General features: G+C 64.4%; 16 protein-coding genes and 2 pseudogenes. 13 read left to right on the forward strand and 5 right to left on the reverse strand.

Features of this window, described 5'->3' with window-relative positions; genetic code table 11:
• Positions 1-315 precede the first annotated feature (315 nt).
• Positions 316-1167: an IS110 family transposase gene (locus ACTGJ9_RS00355; protein ID WP_456675462.1), complete on the forward strand. Its 852-nt coding sequence runs from the start codon at positions 316-318 to the stop codon at positions 1165-1167.
• Positions 1164-1358 (forward strand): annotated as a pseudogene (locus ACTGJ9_RS00360) (transposase); the annotation flags it as partial. The gene ACTGJ9_RS00355 and the pseudogene ACTGJ9_RS00360, both read left to right, overlap by 4 nt.
• A gap of 417 nt (positions 1359-1775) precedes the next feature.
• Here the strand turns inward: ACTGJ9_RS00360 and ACTGJ9_RS00365 are convergent.
• Positions 1776-2048, reverse strand: coding sequence for a DUF7662 domain-containing protein (locus ACTGJ9_RS00365; protein WP_456675463.1), 273 nt, complete (start codon positions 2046-2048; stop codon positions 1776-1778).
• 146 nt (positions 2049-2194) lie between these two features.
• Here ACTGJ9_RS00365 and ACTGJ9_RS00370 point away from each other — a divergent pair, with 146 nt between their 5' ends.
• The gene (locus ACTGJ9_RS00370; protein ID WP_456675464.1) at positions 2195-3691 is read left to right on the forward strand and encodes a diguanylate cyclase; all 1497 of its coding nucleotides are present in this window, start codon (positions 2195-2197) and stop codon (positions 3689-3691) included.
• Between the two features lie 111 nt (positions 3692-3802).
• Here the strand turns inward: ACTGJ9_RS00370 and ACTGJ9_RS00375 are convergent, their stop codons facing one another.
• The gene (locus ACTGJ9_RS00375; protein ID WP_456675465.1) at positions 3803-4678 is read right to left on the reverse strand and encodes a UTP--glucose-1-phosphate uridylyltransferase; all 876 of its coding nucleotides are present in this window, start codon (positions 4676-4678) and stop codon (positions 3803-3805) included.
• Between the two features lie 252 nt (positions 4679-4930).
• Here ACTGJ9_RS00375 and ACTGJ9_RS00380 point away from each other — a divergent pair, with 252 nt between their 5' ends.
• Both ACTGJ9_RS00380 and ACTGJ9_RS00385 read left to right on the forward strand, forming a co-directional pair.
• The gene (locus tag ACTGJ9_RS00380; RefSeq protein ID WP_456678406.1) at positions 4931-6280 is read left to right on the forward strand and encodes a lytic murein transglycosylase; all 1350 of its coding nucleotides are present in this window, start codon (positions 4931-4933) and stop codon (positions 6278-6280) included.
• A gap of 148 nt (positions 6281-6428) precedes the next feature.
• Positions 6429-8123 (forward strand): annotated as a pseudogene (locus tag ACTGJ9_RS00385) (SGNH/GDSL hydrolase family protein).
• Positions 8124-8200: 77 nt separating this feature from the next.
• Here ACTGJ9_RS00385 and ACTGJ9_RS00390 read toward each other — a convergent pair.
• Both ACTGJ9_RS00390 and ACTGJ9_RS00395 read right to left on the reverse strand, forming a co-directional pair.
• Positions 8201-8569, reverse strand: a complete 369-nt coding sequence (locus ACTGJ9_RS00390; RefSeq protein WP_456675466.1) for a CsbD family protein — start codon at positions 8567-8569, stop codon at positions 8201-8203.
• Positions 8570-8641: 72 nt separating this feature from the next.
• Positions 8642-9379 carry an SDR family NAD(P)-dependent oxidoreductase gene (locus ACTGJ9_RS00395; RefSeq protein ID WP_456675467.1) on the reverse strand — a complete coding sequence of 246 codons (738 nt, stop codon included), beginning with the start codon at positions 9377-9379 and terminating at the stop codon, positions 8642-8644.
• 98 nt (positions 9380-9477) lie between these two features.
• On the opposite strand from ACTGJ9_RS00395, the gene ACTGJ9_RS00400 reads away from it, so the two are divergent.
• The gene (locus ACTGJ9_RS00400; protein ID WP_456675468.1) at positions 9478-10257 is read left to right on the forward strand and encodes an SDR family NAD(P)-dependent oxidoreductase; all 780 of its coding nucleotides are present in this window, start codon (positions 9478-9480) and stop codon (positions 10255-10257) included.
• A 93-nt stretch (positions 10258-10350) separates the two neighbouring features.
• Positions 10351-11238, forward strand: a complete 888-nt coding sequence (locus ACTGJ9_RS00405; RefSeq protein WP_456675469.1) for a TauD/TfdA dioxygenase family protein — start codon at positions 10351-10353, stop codon at positions 11236-11238.
• 211 nt (positions 11239-11449) lie between these two features.
• Here the strand turns inward: ACTGJ9_RS00405 and ACTGJ9_RS00410 are convergent, their stop codons facing one another.
• Positions 11450-12094, reverse strand: a complete 645-nt coding sequence (locus ACTGJ9_RS00410; protein WP_212330468.1) for a YqgE/AlgH family protein — start codon at positions 12092-12094, stop codon at positions 11450-11452.
• A 142-nt stretch (positions 12095-12236) separates the two neighbouring features.
• Between ACTGJ9_RS00410 and ACTGJ9_RS00415 the strand changes: the two genes are divergently transcribed.
• The 6 genes from ACTGJ9_RS00415 to ACTGJ9_RS00440 all read left to right on the forward strand — a co-directional run bounded on the left by ACTGJ9_RS00415 (position 12237) and on the right by ACTGJ9_RS00440 (position 17768).
• A complete protein-coding gene (locus ACTGJ9_RS00415) occupies positions 12237-13076 on the forward strand; it encodes a protein-disulfide reductase DsbD domain-containing protein (RefSeq protein ID WP_456675470.1) in 840 nt (279 codons plus the stop codon).
• A gap of 120 nt (positions 13077-13196) precedes the next feature.
• Positions 13197-14579, forward strand: a complete 1383-nt coding sequence (locus ACTGJ9_RS00420) for an oligosaccharide flippase family protein (protein ID WP_456675471.1) — start codon at positions 13197-13199, stop codon at positions 14577-14579.
• 109 nt (positions 14580-14688) lie between these two features.
• On the forward strand, positions 14689-14856 hold the full coding sequence (locus ACTGJ9_RS00425; protein ID WP_456675472.1) for a hypothetical protein: 168 nt from the start codon (positions 14689-14691) through the stop codon (positions 14854-14856).
• Positions 14853-15140 (forward strand): type II toxin-antitoxin system RelE/ParE family toxin, encoded by a 288-nt coding sequence (locus tag ACTGJ9_RS00430; protein WP_456675473.1) that lies wholly within the window; start codon positions 14853-14855, stop codon positions 15138-15140. The genes ACTGJ9_RS00425 and ACTGJ9_RS00430 overlap by 4 nt, the downstream gene beginning before the upstream one ends.
• Positions 15141-15355: 215 nt before the next feature.
• The gene (locus tag ACTGJ9_RS00435) at positions 15356-16180 is read left to right on the forward strand and encodes a sulfite exporter TauE/SafE family protein (RefSeq protein WP_456675474.1); all 825 of its coding nucleotides are present in this window, start codon (positions 15356-15358) and stop codon (positions 16178-16180) included.
• Between the two features lie 334 nt (positions 16181-16514).
• Positions 16515-17768, forward strand: coding sequence for an IS110 family RNA-guided transposase (locus ACTGJ9_RS00440; RefSeq protein ID WP_456675475.1), 1254 nt, complete (start codon positions 16515-16517; stop codon positions 17766-17768).
• Positions 17769-17890: the final 122 nt, after the last annotated feature.

Consider the following 17890-nt stretch of genomic DNA (forward strand, 5'->3'; position numbering starts at 1 on the left):
CGAGAAAATCGTAGGGTGGGCAAAGGCGCACTTGCGCCGTGCCCACCATCGATCCAACACTGCAACAGAGGTGGTGGGCACGCTGCGCTTTGCCCACCCTGTACCCTTTTGGGGTTCGCAGCCAGTCTAACGGTGTAGACTGGGAGTGCGGGCCGATCCGCCGGGAGCAGCCTTGCCCACCTGTGTCTTGAACACCGACGTACCCCGGCAGAGCGGCCGCGGTCGATATCCAGTAGGAGGTTTGCGCCGAGAGCGCCAGTACAGGGATTGATCGAGATCGCGGTGGCCCGCTTTTGAGAGCAAGGAGGTCCCAAAATGATCGAAGATGCACACTGGTTCGCCGGGATCGATTGGGCAACGCAGAGCCATAGCGTTTGCCTGCTGGATGCCGAAGGAAGACAGGTTGCTCGGCGCGAGTTCGCCCATGACGGCGCTGGGCTGACGGAGCTGCGTGACTGGCTGCTTGAGAAGACCAAGGCCGCACCGGGACAGATCGCCGTGGCGATCGAGATGCCGCACGGCCCGGTGGTGGAGATGTTGCTCGAACACGGGTTTGCGGTGTTTGCCATCAATCCCAAGCAGCTCGACCGCTTCCGTGATCGTTTCACGGCAGCTGGTGCCAAGGACGACCGCCGCGATGCCCATGTGCTCGCAGGCTCGCTGCGCACGGATCGCGCGGCCTTCCGCCGGCTTGTGGTTGATGATCCCACGATGATCGAGTTGCGTGAGTGGTCGCGCTTGGCCGACGAACTGCAGCAGGAGCGCACGCGTCTCGCCAACCGTCTTCGCCAGCAGTTGTGGCGCTATTATCCCCAAGCCACCAAGTTGACCGACGATGTCGCCGACGAATGGTTCCTGGCCCTTTGGCAGAAGGTGCCGACCCCGGACAGGGCGGCCAAGGCCAGCGAGAAGGCCATCGCGCGCATCCTGAGTATCGTATCCGCCGTTTCGATGCGGCGGCGGCGCTCAAGATCTTGCGTGAGACCCCGCTGTTCGTGGCGTCGGGCACGACCGAGGCCGCCTGCGCCCACATCCGCAGCCTGGCGGCGCGCCTGCATCTGGTCAATCGGCAGATCAAGGAGGCTCATCAGAGCCTGGACCGTCTCTGTGCCGAGCTCGAAGCAGAGGAGAGCGCCTCGGGGCAGAGCCCGGCGCAGTGCGACGTGACGATCCTACGCTCCTGGCCAGGTATCGGCAGGATCAATCTCGCCACACTGCTCGCCGAGGCCGCAGAGCCCCTGCGCAGACGAGATTACCATGCTCTGCGCGCTTTGGCAGGAGCTGCCCCGGTGACGCGGCAAAGCGGCAAGCAGCGCTTCGTGGTCCGTCGCCTCGCCTGCAACAGGCGGCTGCAGAGCGCGGTCCATCACTGGTCTCGTGTCGCCATGCAACACGATGCGGCCACCCGGAAACGGTATGATGCCTTGCGGGCGCGGGGACATGGCCACGCGCGCGCCCTGCGCAGCGTCGGGGATCGTTTGCTCTTTGCCCTCTGCACGACCTCAGGCGGCAGACCCCTTACGATGCGGACTACAACAGCGAAAACATCACCGCGACAGCGTAATCTCATTCCTTTGTTCGGCCGGGCGCGGACCATTCCTTCGTCCCGACCTGACGATCGCCAAGCGTCGCGCGCAGACGATGTCCAGGATGCCGAAGGCACCGGCAAAGCCGGCGCGCAGCGTCCTGGACTGCGTCGAGCACGGCGCTATGCTGGGTTCAGCAAGGACACTTCCCCCTTGACGGACGGTAGGAGGTCCTACGATACTGGCCGCCTAGGATACGGGCCGCCGCCGATCACTCTTCTGCTTGGTGAACCGCACCGTCTGGCCGTCGGGCATCCGGGTGGCCTTGAAGCCCGCGGCGATACAGGCTTCACGCTGCGGCATCTTGATATCCGGGCTGCGCGAGGTGTCCCACCAGGAGGCACGATTCGCCGCACGCGGCAGGGCCGCGCCGATGATCTCCTCGATCTCTTCAAAGCTCAGCACGAACTCCGTCTGCTTCTGCCGCAGCAGGTAATCGCGTAGCGCGTCGTAATCGTTCACCGCCGTCCTCTATCCCTTTGTCCGCGGTCTGACCTGCTCAAAAGCGATACCGGCGGAAACCAATCCTTAACTGATTGCAGCAGCGCCGTCGCGGCTTAAACACTACGCAAGATTTCAGGCGCATCCACTAGGGTCGGGAGCAAAGGATGCCGTCTGCATGGCGCGACGCCACGGGCCGCCGGCCCTGGCGCATTTCGGCGAAGCTGCTGATCATCTCGTCCGTCGTGACGGTGATCGGCTTTTCCGCCATTTGCGTCAACGTCATGCTCGACATGCGCCGCGGCGAGGAGGCACTGGCTCGCCAGACGCTGGAAAACCTGGCCACGTCGATCGACGCCGACATCAGCCGCAACATCGATATCTACGACCTGTCCCTCAAGGCGGTCGCCAACAACATGCTGCTGCCCGAGATCAACACGGTCTCCAAGCCGATCCGCCAGCTCATCCTGTTCGACCATGCCACCACCGCAAAGCATTTCGGCGCCATCCAGGTGTTCGATGCGGACGGCAATCTGACCATCGACGCCTCGACGCTCGACCCGGTTCCGGAAAACCGCGGCAGTGAGGACTATTTCACGGTCCATCGCGACAATCCCAACGCAGGCCTGTTCATCAGCCGCCCGATGCTGTTCCGCGGCGCCTATTCGATCGTGCTGAGCCGGCGGCTCAGCGATACCGACGGCGGCTTCATGGGTGTCGTCGCCGGGTCGATCCGCTTCACCTATTTCCACGAACTGTTCGAGCGGCTGAGCCTCGACCCCGAGGACACCATCACCGTGCTCAAGCGCGACCGCACCATCATGATGCGGCGGCCGTTCGATCTCGACATCATCGGCAGGAATCTGAACGACAGCCAGGCCTGGAAGGCCGATAATCTCCGCGCCGGCGGCTCGTTTGCGGGACAGGGCCCGATCGATCCGACCGCGAGGCTCTATGCGCGCAGCAGCGGCACCGGCGCGCTGTTCGTGGTGGCGGGCAAGCCGCTGACGGCCGTGTTCGCGCTGTGGCAGAAGGAAGCGCTTCGCATCGGCGTCGTGGTTCTGGTGCTCGCTCTGTTCGTGCTGGGCTCGGCGATCGTGCTCGCCCGCGAGATCGGCCGGCGGGCGGATGCCGAAAGCAGGCTCGAGGAGATGGCGACGACGGACGCGCTCACGGGCCTGCGCAACCGCCGCAAGTTCGATCATGTCATCGACCTCGAATGGCGCCGCGCCATGCGCCAGAAGACGCAGGTCGCTCTGCTGATGATCGATGCCGATCACTTCAAGGCCTACAACGACACCTTCGGCCACCAGGCCGGCGACCAGGTGCTGGTCGGCATCGCCATCTGCATCTCCGATTCGGTAGGCCGCGCAGGCGACTGCGCCGCGCGCTATGGCGGCGAGGAATTCGCCGTGCTGCTGCCGAACACGTCGGCCGCCGACGCCTTCAAGATCGCCGAGACCATCCGGGCCAAGGTGCTGGGCTGGTCCGACGGCGGGGCGGGATCGACCGTCTCCTGCGGCATCGCCAGCCTCGCGCCGACCAGCGGCATGGACTGGTCCATCCTGGTCGCCGCCGCCGACAAGGCGCTCTATGCGGCCAAGGCCGGCGGGCGGAATCAGTCGGTGGTGGCGAGCCTGCCGAAGTTGTCGCTGGTGGCGTGAGGCGCTCTCTCGCCGCCATGCGAGCGAAGCGAAGCAATCCAGAATCTTTCCACGGAGGCAGTCTGGATTGCTTCGCTTCGCTCGCAATGACGCGTGGAGAAATAGCGAAGCCTACTGCCCCAGATATTTCTTCATCTCCGCGATCAGCCCCTCGCGCAATTCCGGCCGCTTCAGCGCGTAGGCGATGTTGGCGCGGAGGAAGCCGGGTTTGGAGCCGCAATCATGGCGTTCGCCGTCGAACTCGACGCCGTAGAACTTTTGCGACTTGGCGAGGCCGATCATGGCGTCGGTGAGCTGGATCTCGCCGCCGGCGCCGCGCTCCTGGGTCTCCAGGATCTTGAAGATCTCGGGCTGGAGAATGTAGCGGCCGGTGATCGAGAGGTTGGACGGCGCGGTGCCCTTGGCCGGCTTCTCCACCATGCCGTCGACCTCGAACATCTTGCCGGTGCGTTTCCCCACGCCGCAGATGCCGTATTGATGGGTCAGATGATCGGGCACCGCCTCGACTGCGATGAGATTGGATTTGTCGCCGAGCGAGGACGCGGTCTCGATCATCTGCTTCAGGCAGCCGGGCGTGTTGAGGACGAGCTCGTCGGGCAGCAGCACCGCGAACGGCTCGTTGCCGACGATGTCGCGCGCGCACCAGACCGCGTGGCCGAGGCCGAGCGGCGCCTGCTGGCGGGTGAAGCTGACGGCGCCGGCTTCCGGCTGGTTCTGCGCCAGGATCTCCTGCTCGGCCTTCTTGCCGCGTTGGCTGAGCGTCGCATCAAGCTCGAACATCTTGTCGAAATGATCTTCGATGACGTTTTTGTTGCGGCCGGTGACGAAGACGAAGTGCTCGATGCCGGCTTCCCTCGCCTCGTCATAGACGTACTGGATCAGCGGCTTGTCGACGATGGTGAGCATTTCCTTCGGCATCGCCTTGGTGGCGGGCAAAACCCGGGTACCAAGGCCGGCGACGGGGAATACAGCTTTGCGGATTTTCATGTGATTGATCGAATACCTTGGGGCACATGTGAAAGAAGCAATGGCCTCTTGCTAGCCGTTTTGCAGCCGGTAACAAAGGCGGATGTAGGGCTCCCTCTCGGGGAATTTGAGAAAAAGGTGACCAGCAAAATTTCACCTTTGTTAAGATATTGGCAACCGTAACGAGGCCTCCTGATGGCTGATTTTTGGCCGGACGGGTGAGACATGAGGCAATTGGTGACAGCGGTAACTCTATCTTTGACCGGCGCGACAATGCTCGCGGCCGCGCTCCTGTTCCCCGTGTCCGCGCAGGCGCAAGGTCAACAAGGACAAAACGGCCTATCGAACCTGCTTGGCGGGATTTTCTCCGGCTCGACTCCGGGTCCCTCGCAAGCCCCGCCGGGCGCCGGCGGTGCCCAAACCGGAGCCCAGCCCTGGAGCGGCGAGGACGGCGCCTCCGGCCATCCGCTGATGACGGCGGCCGCGATCCGCGAGGCGGCTGGCAATTTCGACAATTGCGTTGCCGGGATGTGGCCTGATGCCGCACGCCGCAACATCACGCAGGAGAATTTTCAGCGCTTCACCGCAGGGCTTTCGCCCGATCTGCGCATCATGGACCTGATGGACTCGCAGCCCGAATTCAGCAAATCGATCTGGGACTATCTCGACATCCTCGTGAACGACAACCGCCTCGCCAAGGGCAAGGAAGTCCTCGCCAAGTACAAGGCGCAGTTCGACGCGACCGAGAAGGCCTATGGCGTCGATCGCTATATCATCGCCGCGATCTGGGGCATCGAGTCGAATTATTCGACCCAAATGGGCGACCGCAGCGTGTTGCAATCGACCGCGACACTTGCCTGTATCGGCCGCCGCCAGGCCTACTTCAAGGACGAATTCCTCTCCGCGCTGGAGATCCTCAACCGCGGCGATCTGCGCCCGGAGCAGATGCGGGGCTCCTGGGCTGGCGCGTTCGGCCCGACCCAGTTCATGCCGACCGCGTTCAAGCGCTTTGCCGTGGACGGGGATGGCGACGGACGGCGCGACGTTGTCGACAACGCAAGCGACCTGATCGCCTCCACCGCCAACAACCTGAAGAAGGACGGCTGGCAGAGCGGCCAGACCTGGGGCTTTGAGGTCGTGGTGCCGCAAGGCTTCAACTACATGCTGGCCGATCGCGCCAGGGCGATGACGATTGCGCAATGGGAAAAACTCGGGCTCAAGCGCGCGACCAACCAGCCCTTCCCGCATCCGGCGGAAAAGGCCTACCTGCTGGCGCCCGCCGGCGCGCAGGGGCCCGGCTTCCTGATGCTGCAGAATTTCCGGGTCATCATGAAATACAATCCGGCCGAGGCCTATGCGCTGGCGATCGGCCATTTCGCCGACCGCCTGCGCGGCGGCCAGCCCTTCGTGCAGCCGTGGCCACGGCAGGAGCGGGAATTGTCGAGGGGCGAGCGGCTGGAACTCCAGCAATTGCTGGTCCAGCGCGGCTTCTACAAGGGCACCCCAGACGGTCAGTTCGGCGGCCAGACCCGGGACGCGCTGCGCAACTTCCAGGCCTCGATCGGGGCGCCCGCCGACGGGTTTGCCTCCTCGGACGTGCTGGACCGGCTGCGCGGGCGGTAAAATCGCGCCGAAAGTAACCCTGAAGCGGGATTTTGTCCGATCTCGGTTATTGCCTCAAAGAATCTGCAAGAGAATTTGCCCGTTTGGCGCCCGATTCCGTTATTATACCAAGCCAATTCCAGACCCCGTTGCGCGCGCCCGAGATCGCATGTCGAAGCCCAAATCTTTCTTCAAGGCGCTGACCGAGACCGGCCCGTTGATCGCGCTGGGGACTGCGCTTGCGATCATGGTCGGGGTCGCGGCACCGGCTTCGGCGCAGTTCTTCAACTTCCCCGGCTTCGGCGGCCCGCCGCAGCGCCAGGCCCCGCCGCGCAGTGGCGGCGGTTGGTTCGGCGGCGATTTCTTCACACCGTTCCAGCAGCAGCAACAGCAGGCGCCGCGCCAGGATTTTTCGCGGGCGCCTTCGCCCGCCAAGCGCGAGACGATCCCCGACAAGAACGTGCTGGTGATCGGCGACGCCATGGCCGACTGGCTCGCCTACGGCCTGGAAGATGCCTACACCGAGCAGCCCGACATGGGCGTGATCCGCAAGCACAAGACCACCTCAGGCCTGATCAAATACCAGCCGAAGGGCGAGCCCTCCGACTGGGCGGCGGCCGCCAGGGGATTTTGGAAACCGAGAAGCCGGACGTGATCGTCGTCATGCTCGGTCTCAACGACCGCATCGCAATCCGCGAAGCTGCGCCGGAGAAAACAGACAAGCCGGCTGGACAAGGACAAGAAGAACGACAAGGGCGCGCGCGCCAAGCCGCAGGCCAAACCCGGCGACGCCAGGCCCGGCGACGCCAAGCCCGACACCGCCGCCAAACCCGACGACAAGCCTGTCGACACCGACCTGCCGCAGGACGATGCCGATAACGCTGATGCGCCGGCCGCCGCACCCGAAAAGACCGCGCGCAATCCGAACGGCCTCTACGAATTCCGCGAGGACCACTGGGTCGAGCTCTACAGCAAGAAGATCGAGGAGCTCGCCAACGTTCTCAAGGCCAAGGGCGTGCCGGTGCTCTGGGTGGGCCTGCCTGCGATCCGCGGCCCGAAGGGCACTGCGGACATGCTGTTCCTGGATTCGCTCTATCGCGAGGGCGCGGCCAAGGCCGGCATCACCTATGTCGACGTCTGGGACGGCTTTGTCGACGAAGCCGGCCGCTTCCTGCAGAAGGGGCCGGATTTCGAAGGCCAGATCCGCCAGCTGCGCAGTGGCGACGGCGTCTACTTCACCAAGGCGGGCGCGCGAAAGCTCGCCCATTATGTCGAGCGCGAGATCACGCGCCTGCTGGCGGGACGCTCCGGCCCGATCGCGCTGCCGAGCGAGCCGGCAACGCCGGACACCAGTGCCGAGCCCGGCAAGCCCGCGCCGCGGCCGCTCGCCGGCCCGATCGTGCCGCTGGTCGCGGCCTCGATCTCGACCGATCAATTGCTGGGTGGACCGGGCACGCGCCCCGCGGCCGTCGATGCGCTCGCAGCCCGGACGCTGGTGAAGGGCGAACCGCTCGCCGCCCCCGCAGGCCGTGCCGATGATTATTCCTGGCCGCGCCGCGAAGTCGGTCGCGAGCAGGCCAAGGGCGATACGCCGGTGGCGGCGACGACACCTGAGGGTGGGGCTGCGGCTTCCGGCACGCCGGGCGCTGCGGCTGCAATCGCGCCGCCGCCCAAGCTCGCGCCGAAGAAGCCGGCAGCGCCGCAGCAACCGGCCCAAGCCACGCCGTCAATTCGCGATTTCTTCGGCTTCGGCGCACCGCAGCAGCCGCCGCGGCAACTGGCACCGGGACCGCGCAACCCGAATCCCAATCCCGCGATCCCGCGTCCGCCGGCTAACGTTGGACGAGCGGCGGAAGTTCGGTGATCGTTGCTCTGAATTGAGGTGTCATCCCGGGCTCGCGCCCAAAGGCGCGCCCCGGAATGAGGGTGCAACTATCAGCCCTAATAGCGCCAGCGCGGCGGCGGGCGGCGGGCGGGACGCGACATCAGCAAAGCGAGCGCGAAGCCGATGCCGCCGGCGACGAGCAGCGCACCGAGCGGATTGTCCTGCACCTTTTGGGCGATCGCCTGCGAGCCATCGCGCAAGGTGTCCGCCGGCTTCTCGTAGGCATCTTTGGCATAGCCAGCCGCAGTCTCACCGGCTTCACGCATGGCATCCTTGGCCTGACCATACAGATTCTGCACGGTCCCGGCGGCTTCGCGCGCCTTGCCCGATGCCTGGCTTTGCGCATCGCCTGCGAGATCGCCGACGGCGCCCTCAGCGCGTCCAGCGAATTCCTTGGCCGATCCGACGATCCTGTCCTTGTCCATGATGCTCCTCCTCGGGGGTCAGCCGGAGTAACCGATCAGGAGCAGCGCAGTTCCACGCCGCGAAGAATACGCTCAAAGAATAAGCCCGCCATCGACGACCAGCGTCTGGCCGATGATGTAGGACGACAATGGCGACGCCAGGAACAGCGCCGCGCCGGCCATGTCGGCGGGCGTGCCCAATCGCCGCAGCGGAATGCGCGCCAGCGCGCCTTCGAGCCGCTTGGGATTGTCGGTGGTCACCTTCGTCATCTTGGTGTCGACGAGGCCGGGTGCGATGCCGTTGACGCGGATGCCGTCCTCGGCCCAGGCCTCGCCCAAGGTCCGCGTCAATCCGACCGCGCCGGTCTTCGAGGCGTTGTAGGCGGGATTGCCCATGGTGGAATGATAGGCCGCTGTCGACGACACCATGATCAGCGCGCCCTTCGCATCCCGCAACATAGAATGAAACCGCGTCGCGCACGCCATCAGGCTCACCAGGTTGACATCGACGACCTTGCGGAAACCGCTCATCTCGAACTCGCCGCGGCGATAGATCACCGCGCCTTGCGCGAGCACCAGAATATCGAGCCGGTCGAACGACGGCTTGAACGCTTCGATCGCGCCGGAATTGCTGACGTCGAGCTGCGCATAAGCAAGACCCGTGAGATCGGAGCCTTCCTCCGCCGAATAGTCCGTGGGCCGAGCACGCGTGCCGCACACCGCAACTGCTGCGCCCCTTGTGCGAAAGGCTTGCGCGATGCCGTTGCCGATACCGCTGGAACCACCGACGACAAGAACCTGCTTGCCTGAAAAATCGAGCTCGTTGGCCATCGCGGTCTCCCTCTTCTTTTGCTTGTTTGACCTGTCTGCGGATCGATGCCAGCCTTGTCGATCCCGGAACAAGAAACAAGAGCCCGCGAGGAAGCAGCATGTCCGAATTCAAGCAGCTCAGCCGCTCTGTGAAGGGCCTGACCGTTCTCGTCACCGGCGCGGCCAGCGGCATGGGACGCGCCACCGCGCGCGTGTTCGCGTCTGAAGGCGCGCATGTCGCCGTCACCGACTATGATGAGCAAGGCGCGAACGCGGTTGCCAGGGAGATCGCGGCGAGCGGCGGTTCGGCGAAGGCATGGAAGCTCGACGTCGCCGATGGCGGCGAGATCAAGCGCGTGGTGGGTGACGTCGCGGCGCATTTCGGCGGGCTCGATGTCGTCGTCAACAATGCGGGCATCTCCGTGCGCGTCGCGATCGACGATGAGGCTTATGAAGACGCCTGGGCCAAGGGCATCGCGGTGATGCTGACGGCGCATCCGCGCATCATCCGCGCCGCGCTGCCGCATCTGCGCAAGTCGAAGTCCCCGCGCATCGTCAACATCGCGTCCACCGAGGCGCTTGGTGCCACCGCATTGCACAGCCCCTATTCGGCTGCGAAGGGCGGCGTCGCCAGCCTGACCCGCTCGCTCGCGGTCGAGCTCGGCCGCGAGGGCATCACCGTCAACTGCATCTGCCCGGGCCCGATCCGCACCGCTATCACCGATCGCATCTCCGAGGAACACAAGACCATCTATGCCAAGCGCCGCACGGCACTCGGCCGTTACGGCGATCCCGAGGAGGTCGCGCATGTGACGCTGAGCCTGTGCCTGCCGGCGGCGTCGTTCCTCACCGGCGCCGTGATCCCGGTCGACGGCGGGTTGATGGCGCGCAACGCGTGAGGCATGCACGCAAGGCGTTGACATCGATCGGCGCCGGGGTAGCTTTTTCACCGACAGAGCGGGGCCAACCGCTCGCGGTTCCCGGGAGACGCCATGACGATCGCCATCCGGCAGCTTCAGAAGCATTTTATCGGCGAGGTTTCCGGCCTCGACCTGCGACAGCCTCTCACACCTGACGAGGCCCGCGAAGTCGAGGCCGCCATGGACAAATATGCCGTGCTGGTCTTCCATGATCAGGACATCACCGACGAGCAGCAGATGGCTTTTGCGCTGAATTTCGGCCAGCGCGAGGACGCACGCGGCGGCACCGTCACCAAGGCGCAGGACTACCGGCTACAATCCGGCCTCAACGACGTCTCCAATCTCGGCAAGGACGGCAAGCCGCTGGCAAAAGACAGCCGCACGCACCTGTTCAATCTCGGCAACTGCCTGTGGCATTCCGACAGCTCGTTCCGCCCGATCCCGGCCAAATTCTCGCTGCTGTCGGCGCGCGTGGTGAACCCGAAGGGCGGCAATACCGAATTCGCCGACATGCGCGCGGCCTATGACGCACTCGATGACGAAACCAAGGCCGAGATCGACGACCTCGTCTGCGAACACTCGCTGATGTACTCGCGGGGATCGCTCGGGTTCACCGAATACACCGACGACGAGAAGGCGATGTTCAAGCCGGTACTGCAGCGGCTGGTCCGGACCCACCCGGTGCATCGCCGCAAGTCGCTGTATCTGTCATCGCATGCCGGCAAAATCGTCGGCATGAGTATGCCGGAGGGACGGCTGTTGCTGCGCGATCTCACCGAGCACGCGACGCAACCAGAATTCGTCTACGTCCACAAATGGAAGCTGCATGACCTCGTGATGTGGGACAACCGCCAGACCATGCACCGCGTCCGCCGCTACGACCAGTCGCAGCCGCGCGACATGCGCCGCGCCACCGTGGCGGGGACGGAGCCGACGGTACAGCAGCAGGCGGCGGAGTAGGCGCTTCACTCGCCGCTCTCGTGCCGGGCGAAAAATAGCGACGATACCGCAGGATGCGAGCCGGCGTTGAAAGCAATACAGCCTCAACAAGCTCCGTCATTGCGAGCGAAATGAAGCAATCCAGACTGTCACCGCGATAAGATTCTGGATTGCTTCGTCGCTTCGCTCCTCGCAATGACGGCGATGAGAGTTATGCTATGCTAGCGACCAGCTACGCGTGCCCGGCCTCGTTCGACAACATGCCGGGATCGATGCCGATCTTGCGCAAGGCGCGGCCATATTTCTCGTCGACGTCGTCGCCGAAAATCAGATCCGCATCTGCGTCGCAATGCAGCCAGCCATTGCTCTGGATCTCGGTCTCGAGCTGGCCCGGCGCCCAGCCGGCATAGCCGAGCGCAAGGATGGCGTGCTTGGGACCGGAGCCATTGGCGATCGCGCGCAGGATGTCGACGGTCGCAGTGAGGCAGACGCCGTCGTCGATCCGCAGCGTCGCGTGCTCGATGTAGAAGTCGCTGGAATGCAGCACGAAGCCGCGGCCGGTGTCGACCGGGCCGCCGGCCAGCACCTTCATGCTTTCGGCATTTTGCGGCAGCTTGATGTGCTCGCCCTTCTTGACGATGCCGAGCTGCTCCAGCAGCTCCGGGAAATCGATGCTTCCGGCCGGATGATTGACGATGATGCCCATCGCGCCCTCGGCCGAATGCGCACAAAGATAAATCACCGAGCGCTCGAAGCGGGAGTCGCCCATGACAGGCATCGCGATCAGGAGCCGGCCGTCGAGATAGCCGGCCGAATTGGGGAGCGCAGGGCCCGCGCCGCGGGTGCTTTCGCCCGTCCTCTTGCCTGTGGGAGCCATCGATAAAGCACTCCGGTTTCAATTCCTATCCTGATGTCGGGCCGCCCAGCTGTCAAATCAAGGCTTGCAGAGACTTGAATCAAGTGCATCCATCACAAGCAATTCAATGGTTTGCCTCGGAGCGACCCTGTAAAGACGTGCGATGTTGACAAGAGTTCCCCTGCATGCGGCGGTTGGCGTCGCGACAACCGTGCTTGCGTCGTTGCTGGCGATGGGTGCCCATGCCGACGATGCTTCACCGTGGCAGCGCGACGGACATTCCGCGGTTCGGTTGCTCGCGGGATCGCGTAGCGGCGCGGTCCTGCTCGGCGGTATCGCTTTCCAGCTCCAGCCTGGCTGGAAGACTTACTGGCGCATGCCCGGCGATTCCGGCGTTCCACCGCGGTTCGACTTCTCCAAATCCGACAATGTCGAAACGGTGACCGTGATGTGGCCCGCGCCACTGAAGTTCGACGACGGCGCGGGCGGCCATTCGATCGGCTATCACGACCACATCGTGTTGCCCTTGCGCATCGTCGCCAAGGCTGCCGACAAGCCGGTGACGCTGCGCGCCGAGATCAATTACGCGGTCTGCGAAAAGCTCTGCATCCCTGTCGAAGCCAGTGTCGAGCTCGGCTTCAACAACGTCGCCTCGACCGAGGATGCCAATCTGCGCACGGCGCTCGACACCGTGCCGAAGCCCGCCACGATCGGCGATCCCAATCCGCTGACCATTCGCGACGTCAGGCGCGACGGGCCCAAGAACGTGGTGGTCGACGTCGTTGCGCCCGAGAACAGCAACGTCAATCTGTTCGTGGAAGGACCGACGCCCGAATGGTCGTTGCCCATTCCTGATCCGGTCGCGCACAGCCCGCCCGGCGTGAAGCGATTTTCCTTCGAGCTCGACGGCTTGCCGCCGGGCGTCAAGCCCGACGGCGCGGCGCTGAAGTTCACGCTGGTCGGGCCGGAGAAATCGTACGAGTTCAATACGAATTTGGAGTAGTTCGTCCTCCTGGCGGGACGACGCCGGTAACACCCAACCGAATCTTAACGAATCCTTGCTAATCCCGGGGACCACCGCATCAAGCCTGCCGCAGCACGCGGGACGCCTGGGGATCTCGACGTGGCCGTGATGGATGCAGAACCCGCAACGACCGGACCGGCCGGGCTGATCGCGCGGTTGCGCGCCAGGCTGACGGGCGGTTCGAGCGAAGCGTCGCTGACGCGGCGGCTGGCCGGCACCATCTTCATCATCCGCGTCATCAGCGCGGGCCTCGCCTACTGTTCGCAGATCCTGCTCGCACGCTGGATGGGAACGTCCGACTACGGCATCTACGTCTATGTCTGGACCTGGGTGCTGCTGCTCGGCAGCATGATGGATTTCGGCATCTCGGCTTCCGCGCAAAAGATCATTCCGGAATATCGCGCCAGCGGTGACCATGCGCTGCTGCGCGGCTTTCTCTCCGGCAGCCGCTGGCTCACCTTCGCAGTCTCCACGCTGATGTCGCTCGGCCTCGCCGGAATCGTCAAGCTGCTGTCGCCCTGGATCGACCCGGCCGAGGAACTGCCGCTCTATATCGGCTGCATGACGCTGCCCGCCTTCGTCGTCGCCAACACCCAGGACGGCATCGCGCGATCGCATGACTGGATGCGGCTTGGATTGATGCCCCAGTTCATCATCCGCCAGGCGCTGATCATCGGCATCACGGCGTGCGCCTTCCTGCTCGGCTATCATCTCGGCGCGATCGCCGCGATGGTGGCGAGCGCCGGCGCGGTGTGGATCGCGATGACCGGGCAGATGGTGGTGCTGAACCGCAAGCTCGCCGAGCACATCGCGCCCGGCGCCAAGGCTTATGACATCAGCGGCTGGCTCGCGGTCTCGCTGCCGATCCTGCTGGTCGAAAGCTTCTATCTCCTCTTGTCCTACACCGACGTGCTGGTGCTGCAGCAGTTCCGCCCGTCCGACGAAGTCGGCGTTTACTTCGCGGTGGTGAAGACGCTGGCGCTGGTGTCCTTCATCCACTACGCGATGTCGGCGACAACCGCGCATCGCTTCGCCGAATACAACGCGCTCGGCGACAAGGCGCGGCTCTCGGCCTACGTCGCACACGCCATCAAGTGGACATTCTGGCCGTCGCTGGCGGCGACCGCCGTGCTGCTCGCGCTGGGCAAGCCGCTGCTCTGGCTGTTCGGGCCGCAATTCACGGTCGGCTACGACATCATGTTCGTCGCCGCGATCGGCCTCGTGGTGCGCGCCGCGATCGGCCCGGTGGAGCGCCTGCTCAACATGCTGGGCCAGCAGAAGATCTGCGCGCTGGCCTACGCGCTGGCCTTCGTGATGAACCTCGTGCTCTGCATCGCGCTGGTGCCGCGCTTCGGCGGCCACGGCGCCGCGGCCGCGACCTCGATGTCGCTCACCTTCGAGACAGTGCTGCTGTTCTGGATCGTGCGGCAGCGGTTGGGGCTGCACGTGCTGGCGTTTGGTCAATCCCCGTCTCATCAATAGAGACGTTGGCCAATCGCCTTCTGCCTGCTAAAATCCGTTCATGGCTGTGCCCGACCTGAGAGATTTGCTGCAGCGCGCTCAATCCTGGCCTGACGAGGCCCAGAAAGAGTTGATCGCCGTTGCCAATGAGATCGAAAGCGAACTCCGTGGCGGCGAATATTTGGCAAGCCAGGAAGAGCTGAGGGTTATCGATGCGGCCATGGCGGCCATTGATCGCGGCGAGGTCGCGACCGAAGCCCAGATCGATGCGGCTTTCGCAAAATTCCGCCGCGGATGAAGGTCCTCTATTCCCGACAGGCACTTTCTGATCTCAGCGATATCGCGAATTACTATACAACCAGCGCAAGTCCCGCCGTCGCAGAAGCCGTTGCGCGGAGACTCCTCGACGTCATCGAACGCATTCAGCGCGCACCGCTATCGGCCCCCGCGTGGCGCAACGCTCCACCGTCCGGGCGGCATCCGCGGTCCGCTACCCATTTCGAATCTTCTACCGGGTTCGCAGCGACACGATCGACATTCTCCATATTCGCCACACATCCCGGCGGCCGCTCACGGGACTGAATGAGCCGTCACAACCCGACATCGCTGATCGCTGACTGCCGACCAGGCACGCAAAACGTCCGTTTCGCCACGGGGCGGCGATTTGGATGGAATGACCCCTCACGGCGAGCAAGGAAACAATTTTTCTTATTCCACCCAAGTGGTTGCGCCCTAGGGGAAATTTATTCTACGTCGTATTGCCCAACTGACGAGATAAATCTAGATTCGCCCAGACCATGATTGACCCGCTTTACGTCGCCTCGGGATTCGGCGTCGGCCTGCTTGTCGGGCTGACCGGCGTAGGAGGCGGCTCGCTGATGACGCCGCTGCTGATCCTGCTGTTCGGCGTCCACCCGACCACCGCCGTCGGCACCGACCTGCTCTACGCCGCCGCCACCAAGACCGGCGGCAGCGTCGTGCATGGCTGGTCGCGTAGCGTGCACTGGCCGGCGGTGCTGCGGCTTGCCTGTGGCAGCATCCCGGCGAGCGCGTTGACGCTGCTGGTGCTGTGGAAGCTCGATCTCAGGGGCGATGCCGAGCGCAATCTCGTCAATCTGGTGCTGTGCTTTGCGCTGATCCTGACCGCGACATCGCTGATCTTTCGCAGGTCGATCATGGAGCGCTATCGCCGGCGCATGGAGCAGGTCAGTGATCGCACCACTCTGATTGCGACCGTCGTCACCGGGGTCGTGCTCGGCGTGCTGGTCTCGATTTCGTCGGTCGGTGCCGGTGCGGTCGGCGTGACCGTGCTGCTGCTGCTATACCCGCGCCTGCCGATGGCGACCATCGTCGGCTCCGACATCGCGCACGCGGTGCCGCTGACGCTGGTTGCCGGCATCGGACACTGGATGCTCGGTTCGGTCGACTGGGCCCTGATGGGCGTGCTGCTGCTGGGCTCGCTGCCCGGCATCATTCTCGGCAGCTACAGCGCGACACGCGTGCCCGAGACGGTGTTGCGCGTTGCGCTCGCCAGCGTCCTCGTCGTGGTCGCCGGCAAGATCATGTTCGCGGAGCTCAACTTGCAATCCGCGATCGTGACGGCTCTGGCCTGGAGCCATTGAGGCCCGATCGAAGGACGGAGTCGTAGGGTGGGCAAAGCGAAGCGTGCCCACCACTTTTCTCAATCGGCGAAAGATGGTGGGCACGGCGCTTGCGCGCCTTTGCCCACCCTGTACCCTTTTGGGGTTCGCAGCCAGTCTAACGGTGTAGACTGGGAGTGCGGGCCGATCCGCCGGGAGCAGCCTTGCCCACCTGTGTCTTGAACACCGACGTAGGAGCCGCGCCCCGGCAGAGCGGCCGCGGTCGATATCCAGTAGGAGGTTTGCGCCGAGAGCGCCAGTACAGGGATTGATCGAGATCGCGGTGGCCCGCTTTTGAGAGCAAGGAGGTCCCAAAATGATCGAAGATGTACGCTGGTTCGCCGGGATCGATTGGGCAACGCAGAGCCATAGCGTTTGCCTGCTGGATGCCGAAGGAAGACAGGTTGCTCGGCGCGAGTTCGCCCATGACGGCGCTGGGCTGACGGAGCTGCGTGACTGGCTGCTTGAGAAGACCAAGGCCGCACCGGGACAGATCGCCGTGGCGATCGAGATGCCGCACGGCCCGGTGGTGGAGATGTTGCTCGAACACGGGTTTGCGGTGTTTGCCATCAATCCCAAGCAGCTCGACCGCTTCCGTGATCGCTTCACGGCAGCTGGTGCCAAGGACGACCGCCGCGATGCCCATGTGCTCGCAGGCTCGCTGCGCACGGATCGCGCGGCCTTCCGCCGGCTTGTGGTTGATGATCCCACGATGATCGAGTTGCGTGAGTGGTCGCGCTTGGGCGACGAACTGCAGCAGGAGCGCACGCGTCTCGCCAACCGCCTTCGCCAGCAGTTGTGGCGCTATTATCCCCAAGCCACCAAGTTGACCGACGATGTCGCCGACGAATGGTTCCTGGCCCTTTGGCAGAAGGTGCCGACCCCGGACAGGGCGGCCAAGGCCAGCGAGAAGGCCATCGCGCGCATCCTGAGTGCATATCGTATCCGCCGTTTCGATGCGGCGGCGGCGCTCAAGATCTTGCGTGAGACCCCGCTGTTCGTGGCGTCAGGCACGACCGAGGCCGCCTGCGCCCACATCCGCAGCCTGGCGGCGCGCCTGCATCTGGTCAATCGGCAGATCAAGGAGGCTCATCAGAGCCTGGACCGTCTCTGTGCCGAGCTCGAAGCAGAGGAGAGCGCCTCGGGGCAGAGCCCGGCGCAGTGCGACGTGACGATCCTACGCTCCTGGCCAGGTATCGGCAGGATCAATCTCGCCACACTGCTCGCCGAGGCCGCAGAGCCCCTGCGCAGACGAGATTACCATGCTCTGCGCGCTTTGGCAGGAGCTGCCCCGGTGACGCGGCAAAGCGGCAAGCAGCGCTTCGTGGTCCGTCGCCTCGCCTGCAACAGGCGGCTGCAGAGCGCGGTCCATCACTGGTCTCGTGTCGCCATGCAACACGATGCGGCCACCCGGAAACGGTATGATGCCTTGCGGGCGCGGGGACATGGCCACGCGCGCGCCCTGCGCAGCGTCGGGGATCGTTTGCTCTTTGCCCTCTGCACGACACTCAGGCGGCAGACCCCTTACGATGCGGACTACAACAGCGAAAACATCACCGCGACAGCGTAATCTCATTCCTTTGTTCGGCCGGGCGCGGACCATTCCTTCGTCCCGACCTGACGATCGCCAAGCGTCGCGCGCAGACGATGTCCAGGATGCCGAAGGCACCGGCAAAGCCGGCGCGCAGCGTC

The organism is Bradyrhizobium sp. RDM12 (assembly GCF_051917485.1).
Taxonomy (GTDB): domain Bacteria; phylum Pseudomonadota; class Alphaproteobacteria; order Rhizobiales; family Xanthobacteraceae; genus Bradyrhizobium.